7 protein-coding genes and 1 pseudogene are annotated in these 23,868 nt (G+C 42.8%); 6 read left to right on the forward strand and 2 right to left on the reverse strand.

Annotated elements, in window-relative coordinates; genetic code table 11:
- Positions 1-32: 32 nt before the first annotated feature.
- Together BA1DRAFT_RS24615 and BA1DRAFT_RS07705 are read left to right on the forward strand one after the other, a co-directional pair.
- A pseudogene (locus BA1DRAFT_RS24615) lies at positions 33-247 on the forward strand (transposase); the annotation flags it as partial.
- A 552-nt stretch (positions 248-799) separates the two neighbouring features.
- Positions 800-1,012 (forward strand): hemopexin repeat-containing protein, encoded by a 213-nt coding sequence (locus BA1DRAFT_RS07705; RefSeq protein WP_036777674.1) that lies wholly within the window; start codon positions 800-802, stop codon positions 1,010-1,012.
- Positions 1,013-1,113: 101 nt separating this feature from the next.
- Here the strand turns inward: BA1DRAFT_RS07705 and BA1DRAFT_RS07710 are convergent, their stop codons facing one another.
- Positions 1,114-2,667, reverse strand: a complete 1,554-nt coding sequence (locus BA1DRAFT_RS07710) for a Fic family protein (RefSeq protein WP_036777677.1) — start codon at positions 2,665-2,667, stop codon at positions 1,114-1,116.
- A 503-nt stretch (positions 2,668-3,170) separates the two neighbouring features.
- On the opposite strand from BA1DRAFT_RS07710, the gene BA1DRAFT_RS07715 reads away from it, so the two are divergent.
- On the forward strand, positions 3,171-4,187 hold the full coding sequence (locus tag BA1DRAFT_RS07715) for a formamidase (RefSeq protein ID WP_036777678.1): 1,017 nt from the start codon (positions 3,171-3,173) through the stop codon (positions 4,185-4,187).
- 712 nt (positions 4,188-4,899) lie between these two features.
- Positions 4,900-12,039 (forward strand): Tc toxin subunit A-related protein, encoded by a 7,140-nt coding sequence (locus tag BA1DRAFT_RS07720; protein ID WP_036777680.1) that lies wholly within the window; start codon positions 4,900-4,902, stop codon positions 12,037-12,039.
- A 146-nt stretch (positions 12,040-12,185) separates the two neighbouring features.
- Here BA1DRAFT_RS07720 and BA1DRAFT_RS07725 read toward each other — a convergent pair whose 3' ends face one another.
- Positions 12,186-12,494, reverse strand: a complete 309-nt coding sequence (locus tag BA1DRAFT_RS07725) for a type II toxin-antitoxin system Phd/YefM family antitoxin (protein ID WP_051560703.1) — start codon at positions 12,492-12,494, stop codon at positions 12,186-12,188.
- A gap of 160 nt (positions 12,495-12,654) precedes the next feature.
- Here BA1DRAFT_RS07725 and BA1DRAFT_RS07730 point away from each other — a divergent pair, with 160 nt between their 5' ends.
- Both BA1DRAFT_RS07730 and rtxA read left to right on the forward strand, forming a co-directional pair.
- On the forward strand, positions 12,655-12,942 hold the full coding sequence (locus BA1DRAFT_RS07730) for an antitoxin Xre/MbcA/ParS toxin-binding domain-containing protein (protein ID WP_051560704.1): 288 nt from the start codon (positions 12,655-12,657) through the stop codon (positions 12,940-12,942).
- Positions 12,943-13,732: 790 nt separating this feature from the next.
- On the forward strand, positions 13,733-23,866 hold the full coding sequence (gene rtxA / locus BA1DRAFT_RS07735) for an MARTX multifunctional-autoprocessing repeats-in-toxin holotoxin RtxA (protein WP_036777681.1): 10,134 nt from the start codon (positions 13,733-13,735) through the stop codon (positions 23,864-23,866).
- Positions 23,867-23,868 lie beyond the last annotated feature (2 nt).

Consider the following 23,868-nt stretch of genomic DNA (forward strand, 5'->3'; position numbering starts at 1 on the left):
GCTGTTCTTGATTTAGTGGACCACTACACTTAAAAGTCGTTATGAAGAACTTGGAACAGATTTATCAAGCTATCACGGAAGAAGCGGCCAGCAGGCACTGGAGATTTTCGCTGAAGTCTGGGATTAACGTTACCCTCAAATTAGCCGTAGCTGGCGGGAAAGCTGGATAATACCGTTGCATGATTGGCGTATAGCGATGAGTCATTTTATAATTGAATTTGGTGACTACTTAAACCGTCACCTTTAAATAAAAGGGTGATTACGCAAAACCGTAAACAAGGTCAGTTTTATTTGTTAATGATTTTATTAATTCTTTATTATTGCTTTAATATTAAATTTAGGATTTTGTTATTAAATGGAGTTAATTACAACGTTTAATTGTTTTTACTGTGGGGTTATATTGTTTTTTATGATAATATTAATGAGTTGATTTATTGTCAGTATGCTGATTTTGGTTATGTATTAAAATGGCAATGTTAAAAATAATATAAGTTTAAAATGCAATTAATTAATATGTCAAGGATGTAAAAATATAGAATAATAACTTTATCCTTGTTTACACATTCTTATCTCTAGCATATATTTGGTTTTTTTTCATAAAACCAATACGATTAAATTAGTTAATGATTTGTTAATTTATAAGATTGAATTTAATTTCTAAGTTGTATTAATTTATACAGTATAAAATATATGACAGATTTAAATTGAAAGTTATTGAATCGTTATTGTTATCTGATAGAGGAAAATTTTAAAAAAGTCAGAATAACAAGTAGTACAAATATAATAAAGGAATAATGTGATGAATACAGACACTTATTTATTTCTTAGCACAGAGAACATCAAATATAGTGAACAATTCTATGAAGCATATACCGACTATCCTCAGCCTATTAATAAAAATTGGCCTAACCTTCCGGCCGATTTCCAAAGACATATTGATGATGTGATTAATTTGAATGGTTATTTGTATTTTTTCAAAGGATCACAGTATCTTAAATTCGATATATCATGACGCACCTCTTTCTTAACTTTCTGGTCCCGAATAGGAATTTATTTTTGCTGGCCTCTAAGGGACCTGTCAGCTCCGATCTTAGAACTCAGGTCAATATCCACTCATATTGCGATATTGTATTCTTCCTGCATAGATTGTCTTACGAACTCCGCAAATGGCTTCACATTCTTTCCTACCGAGGCTGATTCTAACGCTGATAGATACTGAGTTCTATTTTTGAGTTTAATCACTGTCCAAGGGTATCCTCCGATTACCAGCAAGAAATTCATTAAGAATCTGGCGGTGCGGCCATTACCATCGGGAAACGGATGAATGTAACCCAGAAAAAGATGCCCCAAGATAGCCTTTACCACAAAGTGTTTCTCAGTAGCGATCAACTCTTTTAGTGCTTCCATACAGTCCATCAATTGCTCGCTGGAGGGCGGTACATGCATTGAAGTGCGGATATAGATTGGTCCTTTGCGAAATCCCGCCAAATCCAGTCTGTTGATAATTCCGGCATCGACACAGGGATTGAACAGCGCAGTGAACCAGTCAGTCAAGCCAACATCGATCAGATAGTGGATATCCAAGCCTTCTTTATCTTCATGTGCCTCACGCAGTAGCTCTTTCACCTTGTTGAAGGCATCGTAATAGCCTCTGGCGGCCAGCGCATCCTTCTGCTCTTTGTCCCTTTGGATGGTATCCGGCGACCAGTCACCTTTAGACAGGCGCTCGATTAATTCTGGTGTAACCTTGTAGCCCTCGATGGATAGTGAGTTGTAGGCATCGCTTATGTAGAGACTGCTCATCATGGCGTGTGTTTCTTCGATTGAGCGCTCAAAGAAGTCAAAGGGGGGGGGAAAGTCATCAAATACCTCGATGACTTCTTGTCTCATCTCCTGCCACAGGAGCCTAACGCGAACTGCACTTGGGGATTCTCCACGACTACCACCTACTATTATCGGAATATGGTCAAATGGGTTAACTTGCTTAATACCTTCAAAACCGGCTCCCTCCATGATGGTTTGTAGTTTCCGGCTTTCGGCCCTCATCTTTAGCTGCTGGTAGGCGCCAATTAGTCTATTTCCTGAGGCAACATTCTTGATTGTCAGTACTGCTTCTGAAAGCAGACTCAGATCAGCATTCCTGAGTGCTAGCTGAATGCTTATAGGGTTGGCTCTGAAAGTTTGTGGGCCAGTTTCAACGAGTGCGCTTTCCAACGAATGAACATTTATACCGTTTACTTTGACAGTCTTACAGGGAACCCTTCCCTTGATGATCACCATACTCATGTTGTTAGGCAGGTTAAGCGTGCGAGGCGTTGTGTCTGAGGTGTAGACGATTATCTGGTTTGGTAAAGCATTGTTTGCTGTATGTAAATCAAGAGAGGATTCGGGACTTAGCCAGTAATCATCTCCGAAGATACTTTCGACGTACTGTCCAACGAAAGACCAGATGGATTCATACCAAAGTACTGAATCACCCGCTTTTTCAGTCGTGAGATCTGCATCCAGGAGATACCATCCCCTGATGATTTGCTTGAAATAGCCTTTATTGACCAGAAGTGTGCGTTGTTTATCAGTGATTGACTTAGAACTCAGCACGTTGCCCACGGCCGCATCGCTTGCAGCTCTCAGCGCTTCTGCCAACCTTTCGTTTCCAGTTTTTGCCATGTCTTTCTTCCAGCAGATGTTCAAGTATTAGCTAATACGGGAATACAATATTAGCTATTACGATATTGAATTACTAGCTTTTACGAGCTTGCATTATTAGCTATTACGCACTTGCATTATTAGCTGTTACACTCAAATACAGTGAATCTGAGTCCTACTAACTGATTGTTGATGGTCAATATGAGGCAAAGGCCAAACAGATTGTTGGGGATTTTTTATAACTCCTTAGATCGCTTGAGCCGGATTGAGTTCCTTCAAAGTGCTCGACTATTTTGCAAAGTGATTCAGGACAAATTAACCCTAATATTAATAACAGTACTCTTTACTACAAAGTTATTAATTTTTTTATTTAATGTTACAGATCGCATTTTTGTGAATAAAAGAGACGCTATTATGCATTAGTGAAATTGCTTAACGACGGGTAAAGATAATGCTCTCTTTGTCTGCATAACGATGAAACTTGTCATTCAATTCTAATAATTACTATTCATTCAGAGGTCTTTATGGGCAGTACCGGAAGTGTCAGTGCGTGGGAGGAGGCGTTATTAATTGCCGCTATTCAATATCCTGTTCCCGTCATTAAGGGGCCTGAAGATATTCAAGTTCAGGTGCAACAGATTTGTAAAACAATGGATTCAACTAAATCGGGTTATCCTGATTTGGATCTTATTGTATTTCCTGAATATTCCGCTCAGGGATTAAATACCAAGATCTGGACCTATGATGAAATGTTATTATCGTTGGACGGTCCAGAAGTGGATTGTTTTCGTCAGGCTTGTATTCGCAATAATATTTGGGGCGTGTTCTCTGTAATGGAACGTAATGAAGATACGTTGCAGCCACCTTATAACACCGCGATCATTATTAACAACAACGGTGAAATTGCATTGCATTACCGTAAGTTGCAGCCTTGGGTGCCGATTGAACCTTGGATGCCGGGCAATTTGGGTATGCCGGTCTGTGAGGGGCCAAAAGGTGCGAAGCTGGCGGTGTGTATTTGTCACGATGGTATGTTTCCTGAATTGGCACGCGAAGCCGCCTATAAAGGCTGTAATGTTTTTATCCGTATTTCCGGTTATTCTACCCAAGTTAACGATCAATGGATCTGGACTAATCGCACTAATGCCTGGCAGAACTTAATGTATACCGTATCGGTTAATCTGGCAGGCTATGATGAGGTTTTTTATTATTTCGGTGAAGGTACAATTTGTAATTATGACGGTAACGTTATCCAGCAAGGCCAGCGTAATCCGTGGGAAATTGTCACCGCTGAATTGTTCCCGCGTCTGGCAGATAAGGCTCGTGAGAATTGGGCATTAGAGAACAGTATTTTTAATCTCGGTTGCCGAGGTTATGTTGGTAAACCTGGCGGAGAGAGAGCTAATTATTTGACTTGGGTGCGCGATTTGGCAAACGGTGAATATAAATTGCCTTGGGATGAAAGCATCCGTATTCGTGATGGCTGGAAATATTACCCAGAAGGTGTGAAATTGGGGCCATTGCCGAAAATTGATAAGTAAATAGATAGGTTGATAATATAACACCATAGAAGTGCTGCGATGCTGCTATTCTTTCCATCCTGTGTAAGCTTAAAGCATAGTGGAAAAGTGGTGAGTTTGGCGTTCTTCTGGTATGAAAAGTATTGTGGAAATATAGGATATAATGATTATCGGATTGGTCAGTGATATTTTACTTCCCATTATGTCCTATATTTATTGATTTGAATTATTTTTTTTGAAATCGAAAATAGTATAAATATTTTATTGAATAACTATTATAGTAAGGTGATTTTTTTATTATATTTTTATTAATCCCATTGTGTTTATTAGTTTAACATTAATTTATTGAATGGATTAATCATCTATATGATGATTGAGAATAGTTTTAATTTTTGTATAAATTGGATATATAAAATCTAAGTTTAATTGAATTGAGATATATATGGTGGATTGAAATAAAATGATTTTTTAAAAACGATTAAAGTAAAATATATTTTAGGTTGGATGATTCATCGTGATAGGCCATAGTGTAATTCTATTCATCAAACATCTAATCATCATGATGTTTGATTGAATACTCCTATACCCTATGGATTTCAAGATGCATCGCGGCGGCAAGGGAGCGAATCCCCGGGAGCATAGATAACTATGTGACCGGGGTGAGTGAGTGCAGCCAACAAAGAAGCAACTTGAAAGATGACGGGTATATTTTCTATTGAAAAGGTAATCACATATGGCAAATAAAATAGAATCACGCATTAGCTATAAAACGCTATTTAACGATAACCAAGATCTCTATTGTTTTCCCGGTTTACCTGAAGCTAATGATGGCCCTTTGGCTTATTTGGTCGATCTGTATCAACAATCCTGCTTGTTTGAAGAAGATGCCGATAAAAAGAGTGCCCGGCTTCTCGGCCAACGACGGCCAGATATTGAAAAATTACTGCTTGATGGCATAAATCTCAATCAAACCAGTAAATCATTACCCCTTGTTGTTGAAATTCTTGCCGAAAAAGTCAAAGCATATCTCAATAACGACCAACCTTTGACGGGTTCGCTGGCCGATATTTATTACCCACTTTCGCTGCCATTCCATTTTCCACTCCAGCAAACGACAGCCGTACTGGCGGAAAAACAGATCTCATTACTGGATCTGATTCAACAGGCCGATAGCAAATATCCCAATTTTATCGATGACAATCTGAGTGTGGATTCGCTGCAAACGGCCATGATGGTTAGCAGTACCTTGGCGCCCAAACTGCAAGCCTTGCTGTTGGAAACATCACAAAGCGGCCAAAAAGATTTCTTCGATAACTACTACGGTCTCAAAGGCGATGCAGCCGATGCAGCACTCTCTTTATCTCGCCTCACGGTGTTTACCCAACAAACCGGGCTAAGTTCCCAACAAGCTGAACGCCTGTTTGCCGTTAATGGCATATCAAAAGCGGAAGAGAACGAGATATACAGTACCGTCACTTATTCCGCTAATGTCATCAAACCCGACAATGTGGATAAACGGTTTCCTTCCGGTGCTAACTATGCCGCTTCCTATATCAATGCGGGTCAAGCTCCCGCGCTTTATCTGGAAAAATTCGAGAATAAAGACACCGCCAAAAGCGTTATCCTAATCTCAGACGTCAGTACTGATAACTTTGACCGTATCCAACGTTTCCTGCATCTGCAAAAAGCACTGAAACTCTCTTATGAGCAACTGGATCTGTTACTGGCAACCGCACGACAAGCAGAAAAACAGACCGGTTTTGTTATCACAGAAGCAACCATCCGCACATTGGGCGTCTTCCTGCATTTCCGGCAAGAGTACAACACGACCGCGGAACAGTTTGCTGCCTTTATCGGCCAGATAACGCCTTATGCTCTCGGTAATCAACTCTCCTTCTTTGACAGGATTTTCAATGCGCAAGGGCTGTCAAAACAGGCATCCTCTTCCTCTGTGCTTGTGCTGGATAATCGTGAATTTGACCCAATGATGACCGAAGGCCCAGACGCTTTAATCGTTAATCAGCTATGCAAAGGTCTGAATATTGATGATGAAACATGCCAAATTCTGCTAACGCTCGTGATGTATGTTCAGGGGTTGAAGAAACCCCAATGTTCACTGAATGTCGTTTCCGCCCTGTATCGCTTGGTAGCATTGCCTCGTCAGTTACGCATGTCAGTTAAAGAGGGTTTGGGGCTACTCGTCATATTGAGCCGTGATAATAACAATTATCTGCAACAGCTAGCGGGTATTCCAACATTGGCGCAAGATGCCAAGACCATTGATATCCTTGATGTACTTATCGCGGTCACGAATGCGGCACAGTGGATTCAGCGCCATAATTTATCTCCCCTGTCGCTGAACACGTTACTCACCCCTTATCAATCTGACGGCAATGTGACGGTTGATATTGAAAATATTGATTGGATTAACAAAGTCAGAACTGTCATCCCCGATGCGAGCGATGCGTTGCTGAGCGAAGATAAAATTGCCGCTGTCATGCAAGACTTTCAGGCGAAGAAAACGCCGATCCAGTGGATGAATGAGCTTAATCAACTGATAGGGGAATTAGGTGTTGTTTTGGTTCAAGTCGTTTCAGACGATGATCAAAAAGCCTTAAGCGACAAAGTGAGCGGAATTCTCCAAAAATTAGCCCAAGATGATGCATGGAAACAACAAGGGGATACCTGGACACAGGAGCTAACGACCTTGATAGGCAACGCCTTTATTGCCCAACAGGATCTAATAATTAATGCTATCGCCCATGTCTTTGATATTGAGGATTCACTTGCGCTGCCACTATTACGATGGACGGGAAATAGCAACGCTGACTTTCTGAATAATACCATTGCATTGGCTCGCCGTTCCGGTTCTCAACAACAAACAGAGCAAGCGCTGACCACATGGTACGATCTCAACCGTTATGTTGAGATTTGCAAGTTATTCAAGCTGAAAGATACAAGCGTTACAGCATTAGTGAATTACTCTGCTTGGTTCAATCTCCAGAAAGATAACCAACTTCGCCCCCTTGATTTGACTTTCCTCCATCGCTTGAGCCGTTATAGTGATTGGCTGAATTTATTACCCGCCAATAAAACAGAAGTTGATGTGATCTACTATCTGTATCAAGCCGGTCAAATTGGGCAACAACCGTCTGACGCCACGGTTTGGAGTGCTGAACAAGCTGCCACAAATTTGGCCGAATTAATTGGCTGGTCAAGTCGAGAGATTCTGAGAATAACCAGCGATTTTAATCTGAAAATGGCACAGAATGTCGTTGACGTTAGTACCGTCATGCGTCTAAAAGCACTGGCCGAAAAGAGTCAAGTATCTGCCCAGCCATTACTAGATATCGCCAAACTGACCACAGCATCCAGCTATGATCATTGGTATCAAGTCAGCAGCGCTTTATTTGCCGCCACCTCTTCCGAAGTACAATCCAAGCTAGGCGGTTCACTCAATGAACGCTGGCGTGATTCGATGGTCGAATATCTGTTACGGCGCTGGGCGCCTTCCAGCGATTCCTCATCGGATATCACGACTGTTGAAGATCTTTCAAACTATTTCCTGACCGATATATTGGTGGCTAAAGAAGTTGATACCAGTAGAGTCGCTTTTTGCATTGCCAGCCTACAACGCTATCTGTTCCGTCTCTTTTCCCGGATGGAAACCGGCTATGAGGGACAAATCATCAGTGATGAACGAACCCAGTTCTGGGAGAACTTTCTGAATCAATATAATCGTTGGCAAGCTTGGCAAAGGCAAAGAAACTTCCCGGAAAACTTTATCTCCCCCGCCAGCAGGCTGCGTAAAACTAGCGCCTTTACCACGCTGGAAAACGATTTGGGTCAATCACGTTTGAACAACAATATGATCCAAACAGCTATTCTGCATTATCTGACCGAATTTGAACGGATCAGCAATTTGCAATTGATGTGCGGCTATATCGACGGTACTGACCCTAAAAACGATAGTTATCACTTTATCGGTAAAAGCAATGTCGAACCTATAGAGTATTACTGGCGCACACTGGATATTAAGCTGCGTGATAACAACGATGTCATTAGCCCACTGGCGTGGAGTGAATGGGAAAAAATCACATTGTCTTTATCCGGAACCATGCTGGCAATCCGGCCTATTGTGATTTCTGGCCGTCAATATGCAATCTGGGTTGAGCGTGAAGCAACGCCATTGATGGGGGTAGATCAGAAACCCACCGATTATCGCGCCATTAATGTGAAATTTACCTTCAAACAAAGCAATGGTGAATGGAGCGCCCCCAATCTATTACTCCGCTTGGATGGTAGAGATGCCAACGGTGAATATCCGACACAAGATGGGCAGCGCGTTGCTGATAAAAATAACTCTTACTTGAAAGATGAAAAATATAAGCCTGGGTTGATAGCTATGGTGGATGTACAACTACAAGTGGACGGAGACCAATGGATGGGGGTTTTATTGTACGACTCCGAAAATAAAGATAGCAACAAGTGGGAGAAAAACAAAGATTATTACCTTGAATTGCGCGACTTATTATTGCTGGATAAGAAGTCCTTGACTCAAGAGAATGAAAAAACGCTTGTTACCACGTGGTATAAGTTGTTCAGCAATCCAGACACATTACAACATCATTATGCAGGTACAGCGAAGTTTCTCACTATAAAAGAAACCGAGGAGGAAACGAAGAGTAGTTATTATTATATTAAACCGCATAAATCTTCTTTTCTGCAATTAGAGGGCAAAGTAGGCAGCGGAGGAACTAATCTTCTGTTAACTTGCAGAAACACATTGGTTAAACGCTATCAGTTAGCATCATCAAGCCCTAATAAGTTTCCCTCCAAAGAACTTTTTTGGGGAATCAATACTAAGAACATTCAAATGCAAGTCGAAATTCCTGCCAGTGATACAGCAATAAAAACGTTTAAATTTGGTTGGTACGGAGAAAATGCACCAACGGATGTTTTTATTATCAGCTATGATGAAACACAACTTTTTAAGTTATTACCCTCTGAATGGAAAGATAATAAAATTACCAAAAGCCACGATTTTTCATGGATCGGTAGCGGTGCATTTCAGGCCAGTACACAATGGAATCTCAGTGATAAAAACCTGTCACTCTCCATTGAGGGAGAGAATATTTCCTTACGTAAAGAGATATACAAAATCCAAGATGGTTGGGAATATTTACCATCTGTTCTGATCTTCAGAACATACCCACAAGGTGAACAATACGCCAGCCAAAAATTACCACTAGATGGTAACGCAGTAATACAAGATATCATTTTTAATCTTGAACCAAATATCAATACCTATTTTTTTAGTTTAGTCGCAGGATTAATTGAATCAGAAAATAAACCACAAGTTATCGAGAATATATACGAACTCACGATCGAAGAAGGTGATAAAATTCCTGCCATTACGTTGAAAAGAAATACAAAGCAAGTTCAATATCTAGATATAACCAACCTGAAATTCAAATCTACCGCCATTAGATTAAACACATTATTTGGCAAACAACTGGTTGCACGAGCGACGCAATCCATTGACAAGGTATTGGCATGGGAAACTCAATCCTTGCTTGAGCCTGCGTTGGATAACGAAACTTCACCGACAAAAGTCGATTTTAATGGCGCTAACGGGCAATATTTCTGGGAACTGTTTTTCCATCTTCCTTTCCTAATCTCTTCCCGACTTTGTGAAGAGCAGCGTTTTTATGATGCACGCCGATGGTTTATCAATTACCTGTTTGACCCTTATAACAATATTCTAATGTGGAATTCCCGCGCCATTGTCGAAAATGGCAATGATCTTCCTCCAATAATGAGAACGGCCGATCCTGATACTATCGCTTACAACCAGCCCGTCTATTATCAGAAAGCCCTATTCCATTTCTTAATCAATTTGTGGATACAAGAAGGCGATAACCTCTACAGACAACTGACCAGAGATAGCCTGAACGAAGCCGGTCTGTGTTATCAACAAGCCCTGCAATTACTCGGCGCATTACCGGAAGGTTTGGATGCCAGTCATTGGCGTCCGGATACCTTGGAAAAGGTCAAAGCAAAATTGAAACCCAAGGTACGTGCGGCTGAAAATTTATTTAAATCCCCGTTCAATGAAAAACTGGTTGAATTTCAAAAAACGTTGAACACTCGGCTCTATAACTTGCGTCATGGCCTAACTCTGGATGGCAAAGTACAACCGTTGCCACTTTATGCTAGTGCCGCGAGTGCAGAGAGCTTGACGCAAAGAAACGCAGGCTATCTCACCAGCGGGCTGAACAATATGCAGCAGCAGATCCCCCCTTATCGCTTCCCATTGATGTTAAAAAGCGCAAATAGCGCGGTAAAACAATTAATTGAAATGGGACATTGGTTACTTCATATCATAGAAACTGAAGTTGATGCCGAAAAGGACGTGCTGGTACAATCGCAAGCGCTCCGGTTATCTGCTTTTACCGTGGAACTGCAACAACAAGCCTTGCAACTTGCGCAAATGGGGAAAGCCACACTAGAAGTCAGCAAAAAAATGGCAGAGGAGCGCTACCAACATTATCACGCGCTATATGAAGAAAATCTTTCTGCTTTGGAGATTTCAGCCATCAGCATGAAAGTGGCATCAGGAATATATAAAATGTCGGCCGCTCCTTTCCTTGTCGCCAGCACGATACTGGAAACCATACCCAATATTTATGGTCTGGCAGTTGGGGGAGCAAAGCTCGAAGCGTCTGTCAAAAACGCAGCTATCGTTGCCGACCTTTTTTCTGATGCATTAGGCAATGTTGCTGACAGGTTGCAAGACGGAGCAGAATATCAACGCCGTCGCCAGGAATGGGAAATTGAGTACAAGCAAGCTCAAAGCGAAATCAATATCATTGAGATGCAATTAAAAGAGCAGGAATTGCTAATCAAAAGTTCTCAAATCGCCCTGCAAGAAGCCCAAGCACAGCAATCCGCTGCCCGTGAGCTGTATGAGTTTATAACATCCGGCTTTCTGGTTGTCCCGACCTATAAGTGGCTGATGGGACGTCTCGCAGCGCTGTATGCGCCAGCCTATGATGCGGTACTTTCCATGTGTTTGATGGCGGAAAGAAGCTGGCGGTATGAAGTCGGGGATTATCAGCGGCAAGGTTTTATCAAAACCTCGGGGTGGAATGATTCTTACCAGGGTTTGCTGGCAGGGGAATCTTTGCAGCTTGATCTATTACAAATGGAAAGCGCTTGGTTACAACGCAATGAACGCCGTTTGAATATCAATAAAACCATCTCGCTCAGTAAATTGCTGTCAGACAATGGGTTGAAAACTCAAATCATTAATAAAAAGGCGGTGAGTTTTACGCTGGATTCTAAACTGTTCGACACGAATTATCCCGGACATTATCTACGCCAGATTAAGCGCATTTCCGTTTCGATATTGGTAAACGCACTTAGCCCTTACCCTGCGTTACCGACGGAGATTAGCGCCATCCTGACACAAACCAGCAGTTTCACTTTAACCAGTACCGATATTGATGGAGTAACCTGGCTTTATGACCCAACCAGAAATAGCGGAAGCGATAAAAATATTGTGAAGAATCTGCGTGCTCAACAGCAAATTGCCCTCTCTTCTTTAAATGAAAAAGATGATGGTGGTGTCGCTAAAGAGAACTGGCTATGCACCCTGATGTTTGATGATGATCGCTATCTGCCTTTCGAAGGAACAGGAGCCATTTCAACCTGGACATTGGAATTCCCCGATCAGTCTGTGATTGATGTCCTGGTTCCCAACCTTTATACATCGCAGTTGAAAGATATTCAGATTCATCTTCACTACACTGCGTTAGATGGTGGTAAACCATTTGCCACAGCAGTAAAAGGTAAAATGAAGAATGGGTAAGTTGGTGCCCGGGAGAATAAATTATCCAAGACCTCGTTAGCAGTCAGAGCAGGGAGTTTTTCCTGCTCTGTACTATCAGTCTATACCCTATGGATTTCAAGATGCATCGCGGCGGCAAGGGAGAGAATCCCCGGGAGCATAGAGAACTATGTGACCGGGGTGAGTGAGTGCAGCCAACAAAGAAGCAACTTGAAAGATGACGGGTATAAATCTAATTCCTTGAGCTTCCCTTTTCTGGTTCTTAACTGAGAGATAGATTCCAGAAGACGATTCGCGTTGGTTGGTGATCTCATCAAATAAGCTGTTTCTTGCAAAGATTCGAAATCAGTTAATGACATAAGTATGCAACTTTCGCCATTTTTACGAGTGATAATCACTGGGCTACAATCGTTCACGACATTTGTCATCGTTTCAGAAAGGTTTTGTTTTGCTTCTGAGTCAGTTAACACTTTCATTTATCCTACCTATGCCAAGAAATAACCTGAAAAATACAACGAAGTGCCCATTGTTCGTACAACATACTGTACGGTTGTTTTTGTATCTTGCAAACTTCCAAGTTCGTAATTTGTGGTAGCTGAGCTATAGCGGTCATTATCAGATTAACTAAGGTGTCATATGTACAACTTTGACAAATACAAATATAAGGAGCAAAACGTTATCCGCCGAAAAAATGCAGGTTTCGTTCTTTCTGTCGAAGAGAATGAGCGTGTTGCACGGCTGATTCGTGTGTTTGATGCCGCAGTACAACTTTTTGGCGGAAATAAGAATGAAGCATGGACATGGTTAAAAAGCCCTGTTAAGAGCCTTGGTGCAGTCACTCCGATGTCTCTTATTGCAACTGAAAGCGGCGCACTTGAAGTGTTAGATCTCATCGGGCGTCTGGAGCATGGGGTATTCTCATGATTTCTTTATAGAATTAAGAAAAATCATTCTCCTTCTTTAACCTCTCTTTTCTACATTAATGCCCAGTCAAATGTGAACTGGGCATTTTTTTAACGTCAGGATAGAGGGCAGGTTTACATTAAATAGAATCGATATTAATTATTTCAAATTATTATTATTTTAAATATATATTATTGTAAATATATATTATGTTTGTGAAATTAATATTATTCGTGAAAATATATTTTTGGTATTTTAATAAAGAAAAAATAAATAATTGATCATAATTAGTGAAACGTTATATCTTATGTGAAAGAAAGAGGTTTTCTGGGTTAAATATTGTTTTTGAATCTTGGTTTTATTTGAAAGTATCTGTCTATACATCAGTTTAGGTATTTTTTGATTTTAAAGTTTTATGGTGCGTTTTTTATGAATAAATTGTCTTTTGAGTAAAAGTATGTCCAAAAGATTTGTACAAATTCTCTCTAATCTGTATATCAGCAGGAGAGCTGCTTACCTTATATTCCGTGTGCTGAGAATAAAATTGCCGGATGAATAAAATAATGATGGAGTAGCATTTTCCTGCACTCAGTATTTTAAATAAAGCTTAATCGTTGAGCCGGAATATCTGTTTTTTCGAAATGATCATATTCCATGATCACCGCTTTAACGTTGCTAACAATATGTTATTTGGTCTCTTTTTATCATGAAGAGACTAAAGGATTTGTATTGTTAAAAAAATGAGACATTCAACCTAACCATTATATCTGTCGAGTACGGTTTTAACTTCTATTAAACTAAGGGATTGTTTATGGGGAAATCATCAAGCAGGAGTGCGGAATATTTCTTTACCGGGAATTATTTCGCTGATGACAATGATAATGACATTGATGCCATTGGATTTGGTGGCTACATTTATGCTCGCGGAGGAAATGACCATATTACGTTAGGGTCGATTGCTGCCAAAGTCTATACCGGCACAGGTAATGACACGGTAGTCGGTGGCGCGGCATATTTATCTATTGAGGATTCCACCGGTAATCTGACAGTAAAAGGTGGCGCGGGTTACACCGATATTGATAAAAATGGTGATGGTAATGTTTCATTTTCCGGCGCTGCGGGTGGCGTTGTTATGGATCACACCGGTCATCACGGTGATCTGGACTTTACCGGTGCGGCCATTTATAACGAAATGAACCGTGACGGTCTAACGGGTGATATGAGCTTCAATGGTTCTGGCGGCTACAATAAATTATGGCACGGAACCAATCAGGGCAATTTATTCTTTGATGGCGCTGGAGCGGGTAACAAAATTGACCGCACTTGGTATGATAATTACCACGGAAGTCGTGGCGATGTCACATTTAATGGCGCAGGTGCAGCAAATAGTATTAGCTCGCGGACAGAGCTCGGTAATATTGTTTTCGAAGGTGCCGGGGTTGACAATCATATTGTACGTAAAGGTAAAGAGGGTGATATTACCTTAAGCGGTGCTGGGGCATCGAACCGAATTAAACGTATTCGCCAAAAGGAGGATGTTTACGTACAGACCCGTGGTGATATTTCTTTCGAGGGGGCAGGTGGTTATAACAAGATTTATTCTAATATTGCACATGGCAATATCAATTTCTCCGGTGTCGGAGCCTACAACCAAATATCAAGAATAGGTGTCAATAATAGCCTCCGTGATGAGGCGCTGGAATATGCTAAGGCTAAAGATATTGTATTAACGACAGCAACGATGGGCGGAACTTGGATTCAAGAAGCCCGGCAAGTGACAGGTATTAAATCAACGACTGAACCTGATACTTATCTCTTTGCCTTTGCTGACGAAATGTATACGAAAATCAGCAAAATTCAGCTCCAAAATGATCCCGAAACCGGCAAGCTCAATTATTACGCCACCTCTTGGTATAAGGAGGGTAATCACCTCAATGGTCTAGCTTCAACGGAGATTTCTTCCGGTAATGGATTTGTCGATATCAACATCAATGATGCTTACCGACTTTTCAATTTAATGGTTGAACATCATCAGCCGGTGACTATTCATGCCGTGGAAGAGGGGTTATCTGAAAACGAGTGGATTATTTATGCGAGTGGGACAACGGTTAAAGCGGAAGATATCACCCTCTCTGATGCGAAGATGGGAGGAGATACGATCTTTGCTAATTGTCAGAAGTTTGATGTTTCCGCAGTGAGATCGAACCGTCAACCGAATACTTATGTATATGCTAAATATCTAGAATCATACACGAGAGTGGTGGTGGTTGAACTAGAAAATGATCCTATCACGCAGGAACTCAAATACTTTGTTAATGCGTGGTGCAGAGCGGGTGATCATACCAGCAATCTGGCTGATGAAGATATTTCATCCACAAACGGTTACCACTCGGTGAGTGCAGGTAGCTGCGTGTTAAGTCAGCTTCAATATAGCCTTAATGCAACGATGCGCTGTGGTTCTGATCGGTTGGCGCATACCGAAGAATACCGTCAGCAAGCACTGGTGAACTCATCTACTAACAGTGGTGACAGTTCCGGTGATATTCAATTCAATGGCGCTGGCGGCGGAAATGTTATTACATCCAGTGTCACCTATGGCAATGTCAATTTTAACGGTGCTGGTTTAGCAAACGTTATCCTTCATCAAAGTCAGTATGGAGAAATGGATGTTAACGCTGGTGGTGCCGCAAATGTTCTGGTGCGGGTTGGAGATGGAAGATATTTGGCACATCTTCTGGCAGTTGGCAATATTTCGGTTCAAAAAGGCAATGGTAACAGTCGGGTTATTATGCTGGGTGGTTACAACACGCACACGCAGATAGGTAATGGCAGAGCGAGTTGGTTAGGTGCGGGCGGTTTTAATGTCATGACCCAAAAAGGAAATGGCAATGTCTCCTCGGTATTGGTGGGCGGCGCTAATGTGCTGACTAAGCTCGGTGCCGGTGATTTAGTTTCCGGTATGCTCGGTGGGGCTAACATTATCACGCATATCAGTGATGATGAAATGTCGAATACCAGGGCAATTGCGTTGGGTGGTGCTAATGTTCTTACCAAGAAAGGACAGGGCAATGTGCTGGCAGTGATGGGGGGAGGCGCAAACGTTCTGACCCACATTGGGAACGGGAATACGACAGGTGTGATGCTCGGTGGCGCCAATATCCTGACCAAAGTAGGAGACGGCGATACTACTGGCGCTATGTTTGGTATAGGTAATGTACTTACCCATGTCGGCGGCGGTCAGACTTTGGGGGTAATGGGGGCGGCAGGCAATATCTTTACCAGAGTTGGGGATGGAGCTGTGATTGCAGCCATGATTGGCGCAGGCAATCTCTTTACTCATGTCGGTAAAGGTGATGTATGGGCGCTGATGGGGGGCGCAGTCAATATCTTTACTAAAGTGGGTGATGGTGATGCGTTGGCGCTGATGATAGCCGCAGGCAACGTGTTTACTCACATTGGTGATGGGGGAAGTGTTGCCCTGATGCTGGCGAAAGGCAATGTCGCGACTAAAGTGGGTAATGGTATGACTTTGGCCGCAATGATTGGCGGCGCCAATATTTTTACCCATATGGGAGATGGCAATACCTTTGCTGCCATGATCGGTGGCGCCAATGTGTTGACTAAGATCGGTAATGATCTGACAACCGCCTTGATGATAGGTAAAGCTAATATCTATTCCCATGCGGGTAATGGCCCCAGTATTGGCTTGTTTGCCGGTGAACTGAACGTGATGACTAAAATCGGTGATGGTACAACGTTGGCGGCAATGTTTGGTCAGGCCAATATCATGACCCATGTCGGCAATGGCTTAACCGGTGTTTTGGCGTTAGGAGAAGCGAATATTGTCACCAAAACCGGTAATGATTTTATGGGGGTTGTTGCAGGGGCGAAAGTTAACGTTATTACTCATGTAGGCGACTCGATGACCGCTGGCGTACTGCTTGGCGAAGGTAATATTCTGACCAAAGTGGGAGAGGGAACGACTGTCGGCTTGCTGGTGTCGAATGTGGGGAATGTCATGACCCATGTTGGTGATGGCACAACAGTGGGATTTGCTAAAGGTAAAGCCAATATCATTACCAAAGTGGGGAATGGCGCCGGTATCAATGCGGTTTGGGGTGAAGCTAATATCTTGACGCAAAAGGGGCATGGTGATCGTTATAACTTCGCGAAAGGTAAAGCGAACATCATAACCAAAGTGGGTGATGGACAAGAAGTGACGATCGTTCAGGGTGATGTCAATATTATCACTCATGTTGGTCACGGTGATGATTACACCGGCGCCTGGGGTAAAGCCAACGTCATTACCAAGGTCGGTGATGGGCGCAATGTGGTGCTTGCCAAAGGTGAGGCTAACATTGTGACTCAGGTGGGTAACGGTGACAGTTTTAATGCCTTGTGGAGTAAAGGGAATATTGTCACCAAAGCGGGTGATGGCATGCAGGTTACCGCGGCAAAAGGCAAAGCGAATATCACCACCACCGTGGGAAATGGCTTAAATGTAACGGCGACGCATGGCGACCTGAATGTGAATACCAAAGTGGGTGAGGGTGTTTCCGTTAACGTGGCATGGGGTAATTTCAATGTTAATACTAAAGTTGGAAATGGCCTGAATGTTGCGGTGATGAAAGGTAAAAATAATGCCAATATTCATATTGGTGATGGTCTGGGGGTGAATGCCTCGTATGCACGTAATAACGTGGCGATTAAGATCGGTAACGGTGATTTCTATAGTTTCTCTGTTGCAGAAAGCAATACGCAAAGCAACAAACTCTCTTCCTTCTTTGAACATATCAAACAGACAGCATTAGGTGTGGGGGGCAGTCAGGCGATCAACTATCTGGTTGAGGGCGGTGAGGCTAGTACATCTGGGACACATAAAGGCAGAGGGGCGATTAATTTAGCCGAAGTTTCTGCGATTGATGGTTTTAAGATGAATGAAATCGCGCCGGTAAATTCAGATTTAAGCAGTCGTCTGAATAGTTCTGTAACAGCGATAGAAACGCCCGAGCTCGAAAATATCCATCATTCATTGCATATTGATGAAAGCGATGATCGGAAACAGGAAGCCAATCTGATCATCAATGGTAATTTTGAGCAAGGTAATTACGGCTGGCTGGCAACTAATGGTATTGAGGCATATCTCTCAGCCGGTGCTTACGGTCTTGATAATGAGGGGCATGGAGAGCGGGTTAGTGAACTTGATGCGGATAAAAACACCGCGATTTATCAGGATCTACAAGACTTGTTCGAGGGAGAAGTTATTTCATTGAGCTTTGATTTTGCCAATCGTCACAATGCTTATCTTACCAACAATGGCATGGAGGTTTTCTGGAATGGGGAACGGGTATTCTCAACTTCTGGAAATGTTGCTGGATGGCAAAACAAAACGCTGGAGTTGACAGCGAAAACCGGTAGTAACCAAATTGCATTTAAAGGTACAGGTTTAAATGATGGCGTAGGTTATGTTCTCGATAATATTGTTGCGAAATCTGAAAGTTCACGACCAGCTAAGGCTGTTATCGAACAGGTAAGACAGGATAAAGCGGCGCAAAACGCGTTAAGTGATAAAGATAAGGCTGGAGAAGATCGCCGCGTCTTGGAACAAGAGAAAGAGAAACAACTGGCAGCAATTGCAGAAACACAATCTCGATTGGAGTCAACGGATCAGGCGGTGCTAAACACCAATGGGCAAGCGCAGCGTGATGCGATAAAAGAAGAATCACAAGCAGTGACAGATGAGCTGTTCTCCATGACTCAAGGTCTGGATGCATTGAATGACTTTGATAATTACCACGGTAAATCTGGTGATCAATGGCGTAATCAATTTGCTGCCGGATTCTTAAACAATGTTCAGAGTAAATTGGATAACACCAAAACTAATGCACAGAGAGCATTGGTTAATGTACAGCAAAATATTAGCGATAACCGACAGAGTGTGAGAAAAGCGATTGCACAATTGGAGGCAGGTATAGCGAAAAGTGAGCAGCATCGTATTGGCGTGCAACAAGATATGATAGACGTTCATAAAAAAGTGGAATTGAGAGAAAAAGAGGCCCTGTTACAACAACGGCAAGCAGAAAAAGCAAAAAGTAATGCCAGTATTGCTTATCTAGAGGCAGAAAATCGAGGCAAACGCGATATTGCTGTGGCTGAGGAGAAAGTGATTCAGGCACAAACCGATGCGAAGAGCGCGAAGCAGAGTGACAATGCTAAGCCACAGCGAATAGGCGCACTTGGTAGTGGTTTGCCGGGAGAGGCTTATCAGTCCACGGCTATGCCTGAAATCAGCAGCCATGTTGGTTTTGAGTTTGCCGTACAGGCAAATGGGCGATTCAGTGCAGGATTGATAGAAGAAGATCTGACCATACTGAAAGATGCAGAAAACATGATTAATCGATTGCAGGTTAATAATCAATCCTTGTTGGATAAAAATCTGCTAACAACATCTTCTCAACATCGTGGGGCAATAAAAGGGGATGTTTTTCAAAAAATTGATAATAAAATTTTCGATTTTATCGCGCATGGAAAAGAGCTGGAGGCTTATTCATTCCATTTTAGCCAAGATGGTAATGTGTTGGAAAAAGTTAGCAGAATCATCCCAGAAATTAGCAGTGTGCTCTTGACTAAAGGAGATACCGCTGAGTCTAAAAAGCTCATGAAAGGATTGTGTTTTGCTTTATCCGCCCGCTACTTAATGGAAGAGCGAGTACATGGCTCCGGGGGTGGCAAAGCTTATATGTTGTGGTTGAAGGACACTGTTAAAGCCTACAACGATAAATCAGTCAATAAGAAAACCGATATCAACGCCATTGAATCCGCTTTGCTGACCCAATATCGCCGTCAAAATATTGGGCTGGTTATTGAAGATTTATTATCGATGCAGTACAGCCAATTTATGGATGACTCTACTCTTGAAGCCTATAAAAAAGCGAATGCTGCCTATGGCGGCAAATTGAAAGCTAACGGATTGGCCGGGCCGAACATTAATTATGCACTGAATTATTCCGCGGAAGGCTATGAATCCGTCATGGATAAGCTGCGTCATGTAAGAAAATCGACTTATATGACATTCATGTCGGAAGAGCATGCCATGTCCGTTGTGGTGCATAGAAAAATCAATCAAACAGTTTGGTCATTTTATGATCCTAACTATGGCGGCAAATCGTTTGCTAACTATAACGATTTCCGCCGTTTTATGGATACGTTTCATAAAGGGTTTATAACGAGTTATAAATTTCAGGCAAGTAAAGAACCCGACCAAAGCTTTTATGTTCAATTTAATAAGTTTGAAGAGGGAACCATTGCGAAATATGACGGCGTTTGGAAAACGTCACGTGATGGTGAACAAAACTACGTATTGCGCGCATTGAAAGAGCAAGGCAAGGTATTTAACTTAGGTTCAAACGTCACTGGGCGTGTAGTTGATTACCGAGAAGGTGATATCACCTTGGAAGTGACAGCTAAGCAAGGTAAACAAACTAAGAAGGTTCTGGTTGACATTGAGAGCAACAACTTTAAACAAGCGGCCAGCTTTGTGCAGTCGAATATCGATAAAGTCCTCTCTTATCCAGCAGCAAATCGGTTGATACTTAAAGTGCCGGTTGATAGTGATGCGGCGAGCTCTTCACTGGAAAAATTGTCATCAAGTGACATCATCAAAAACAAAGATGCGGGAACTTGGGAGCAGGTGGTTGTCACACCACAAACCGATGATCGTGCAACGCGTTTTTATGGTCAGATTATTATTCAAATGGAAGATGATCCGATCGTTGCCAAAGCCGCCGCCAATCTGGCCGGTAAACATCCGGATTCCAGTGTAGTGGTGCAACTGGATGCTGACGGTAAATATCGTGTCGTTTATGGCGATCCTGCCAGATTATCCGGCAAGTTACGTTGGCAAATTGTCGGTCATGGCCGTGATACGTCGGAGCAAAATAACATTCGCCTGAGTGGTTACACTGCCGATGAACTCGCTGTTAAACTAAAACAGTTCAGTCACGACCTTAAATCGGCGGGTAAACTAGGCCATATCAGCATTGTGGGTTGTTCTTTGATAAGTGATGACAAACGGGATGGTTTTGCCCATCGCTTTATCACAGAGTTAGATAAACAAGGTATTCGCAGTAATGTTTCCGCCCGCCGTAGTGAAGTAGCGATTGATGCAACAGGCCGTAAATTTACCCGTGATGCCAATAACCAGTGGGTTAATAACTTGCCTGATAACAAAGTTGTATTCGAATGGAATAAACAGGGTGAATTGACGACCAGTACAGAAAGGGTTATTCGCGGTGTTACTGAAAGTGATATCACCCTTTCCAAGGTGGGATACACCGAGGATGATGCGGTGACGAGAGGGGCAGTTGCAGATTATCGTCGTCCTTTTACTACGCCAAAGAAACGTGAAAATACTATTCAGATTAACGCCAACGATAAATCGAATAATCAGCTTAGTTACTCCGGCAACATTCAGGTTAATGTGGGTGAAGGGGAGTTTACTGCGCTCAATTGGGGAACATCAAATGTCGGTATTAAAGTGGGTAGCGGTGGCTTTAAATCACTGGCCTTCGGTGACAATAATGTGATGGTCCATATCGGTGATGGAGACAGCAAACATAGCTTCGATATCAGTGGTTACCAAGCGTTTGAAGGGGCGCAGATGTTTATCGGTAATCGTAACGTGAGCTTCAATCAGGGCAGCAGTAATGACTTGATTGTGATGATGGATAAATCCATTCCAACGCCGCCACTGGTTAACCCGTTTGATGGTGTGGCGCATGTTGCCGGCGTACTACAAGATATTGCTTACTCTGGCAAAGAACAGGATTGGTTAATCGCGCAAGATCAGCAGTGGACCATCGCCGGTGCGAACAAGTTTGTGCAAGATATGTCCCGTTTGGATCAAACCAGCAGTGTGAACTACAAGACGTTGGTTGAGCTGGATTCACAGCATGAACGCAGTAGCCGCGGTTTGAAGCGAGATATTGAAGCGACGTTGAATAAAAAATATCATCAATGGCTAACCAGCAACGTTACAGATATGGGCACAATGAGCCGCGCAAATCAATTCCGTCAGGCTAATGAGAAGCTGGCTTTTAACTTTGCCGTCGGTGGTCAAGGAGCAGATATCCAGGTAACAGCCGGTAACTGGAATTTTATGTTTGGTGATCATATCCAGTCGATTATGGATACCAACCTGGGTTCGTTGTTTGGTCTGATGACTCAGCAATATTCGACAACGGGTATGGCGAAGACCACTTTTACCTATCATCCGCAAGACTTGCCGCGTCAGCTTAAGAATAAGCTGCTTGGCCGATTAGCAAGTGTAAATGCAGAGACTACCCTAGCGGACATTTTTGGCGTGAATTACACCGCAGAGGGGCAAATTGTTTCCCGTACAGGAGAACCGGTTGATAGCGAAGCGATTCTGCAAGAGATGCTGGCAGTGATTGCAGAATTTAGCGGGGATCAACTGAAAGCTTTTACAAATCTAGAGAAGTTGCTTGATGGTTTGAAAGCGGGCATTGATATGGGCGAGGATGGCGTCAGATCGTTTGTGGAAAATCATGGCTTGCAAGAGAAAGTTCCTGACGAAAACCGTAAACCCGAATCCCCAGTGAGCGTCGATGGAAAGCGTGCTCAGGCCGATGATAAAGGTAAATCTGCATTTGGCTTTAACTCAATGAATCTGCCTAATCTGTTTGCGACGATGTTCAGTAAAGATAAGCAAGCAGAAATGAAGTCCTTAGCCACGCATTTGAAAGAAAACTTGACGGCTGATTTGCTCAATATGGAGGAAAAAACGTTTGATTTCCTGCGTAACAGCGGTCATTTGCATGATGATGGCGATATCCATATATCGTTGGGAAACTATAACTTCAACTGGGGTGGTGACGGTAAAGATCTCGGTGCTTATCTGGGAGATAACAACAACTTCTGGGGTGGTCGCGGTGATGATGTTTATTATTCAATTGGTACTTCCAACATCTTTACCGGCGGTGAAGGCGATGATCTGGGCGTCCTGATGGGACGTGAAAACTGGATGTTTGGCGGTAATGGTGATGATACCGCAGTGGTGGCCGGGCGCATTAACCATGTGTTTATGGGTGAAGGCAATGATCAGGCGTTTGTCTTTGGTGAAGGCGGTTTTGTTGATGCTGGTAACGGACAGGATTACGTCACCATCTCCGGCAACTATAACCGGGTAGATAGCGGAGAAGGTCAGGATTATGTTGTCGCCATCGGCAATAATAACCAGGTTGAATTGGGTGGAGGCAATGATTTTGCCCGAGTATTTGGCAATGACAACCGGATCGACGGCTATTCCGGCAACGATGCGATAAAACTGATGGGCTACCATGCGGTAATCAATGGTGGGGAAGGTGACGATCACTTAATAGCCGCAGCGATTTCGAAGTTCAGTGAATTTGATGGTGGTGAAGGTCAGGATTTGCTGGTGCTTGGCGGGTACCAGAACCGCTTCCTGGGTGGTTCGGGCGCAGACAGTTTTGTGGTTAGCGGAGAGGTGATTGATACGTCAGTCAATGATATCGGCGCAGAGGACATGATATTGCTTAATGATGTTGACTGGAGAAACCTGTGGTTGCAGCGCAGTGGGTATGATCTGGTGCTGTCAGTGAAGCGCCAAACTCGGGACAACAGTGCGCAGGGGTTATTTGAATCAGTAGGTTCGGTTACTTTTGATGATTACTTTAATGGCAATCGTGCCAAATTGGTGACTCGGATAGGAGATAAGAACTCATTAGGGGAGCGTGAATTTACCGCACTGTCAGATAATGTGGTGGATTCTTTGATCCAGGCAATGAGTGGTTTTGCGCCGACAGTCGGTGATAATGGTTTTATTGAGGGGCTGGAGAGTCAAGCGAAAGTGGCTATCGTAACAGCGTGGGCAGATGTCACGATTGGCAAGGGGAAATTTGCCTAATT

It is taken from the genome of Photorhabdus aegyptia (assembly GCF_000612035.1).
In the GTDB taxonomy this organism is placed as follows: domain Bacteria; phylum Pseudomonadota; class Gammaproteobacteria; order Enterobacterales; family Enterobacteriaceae; genus Photorhabdus; species Photorhabdus akhurstii.

What these genes read in the sequence shown, in the direction of transcription:
- BA1DRAFT_RS07705 (WP_036777674.1), top strand. Translation starts at nt 800, where the DNA reads ATGAATACAGACACTTATTTATTTCTTAGCACAGAGAACATCAAATAT.
- BA1DRAFT_RS07710 (WP_036777677.1), bottom strand. Translation starts at nt 2,667, where the DNA reads ATGGCAAAAACTGGAAACGAAAGGTTGGCAGAAGCGCTGAGAGCTGCA.
- BA1DRAFT_RS07715 (WP_036777678.1), top strand. Translation starts at nt 3,171, where the DNA reads ATGGGCAGTACCGGAAGTGTCAGTGCGTGGGAGGAGGCGTTATTAATT.
- BA1DRAFT_RS07720 (WP_036777680.1), top strand. Translation starts at nt 4,900, where the DNA reads ATGGCAAATAAAATAGAATCACGCATTAGCTATAAAACGCTATTTAAC.
- BA1DRAFT_RS07725 (WP_051560703.1), bottom strand. Translation starts at nt 12,494, where the DNA reads ATGAAAGTGTTAACTGACTCAGAAGCAAAACAAAACCTTTCTGAAACG.
- BA1DRAFT_RS07730 (WP_051560704.1), top strand. Translation starts at nt 12,655, where the DNA reads ATGTACAACTTTGACAAATACAAATATAAGGAGCAAAACGTTATCCGC.
- rtxA (WP_036777681.1), top strand. Translation starts at nt 13,733, where the DNA reads ATGGGGAAATCATCAAGCAGGAGTGCGGAATATTTCTTTACCGGGAAT.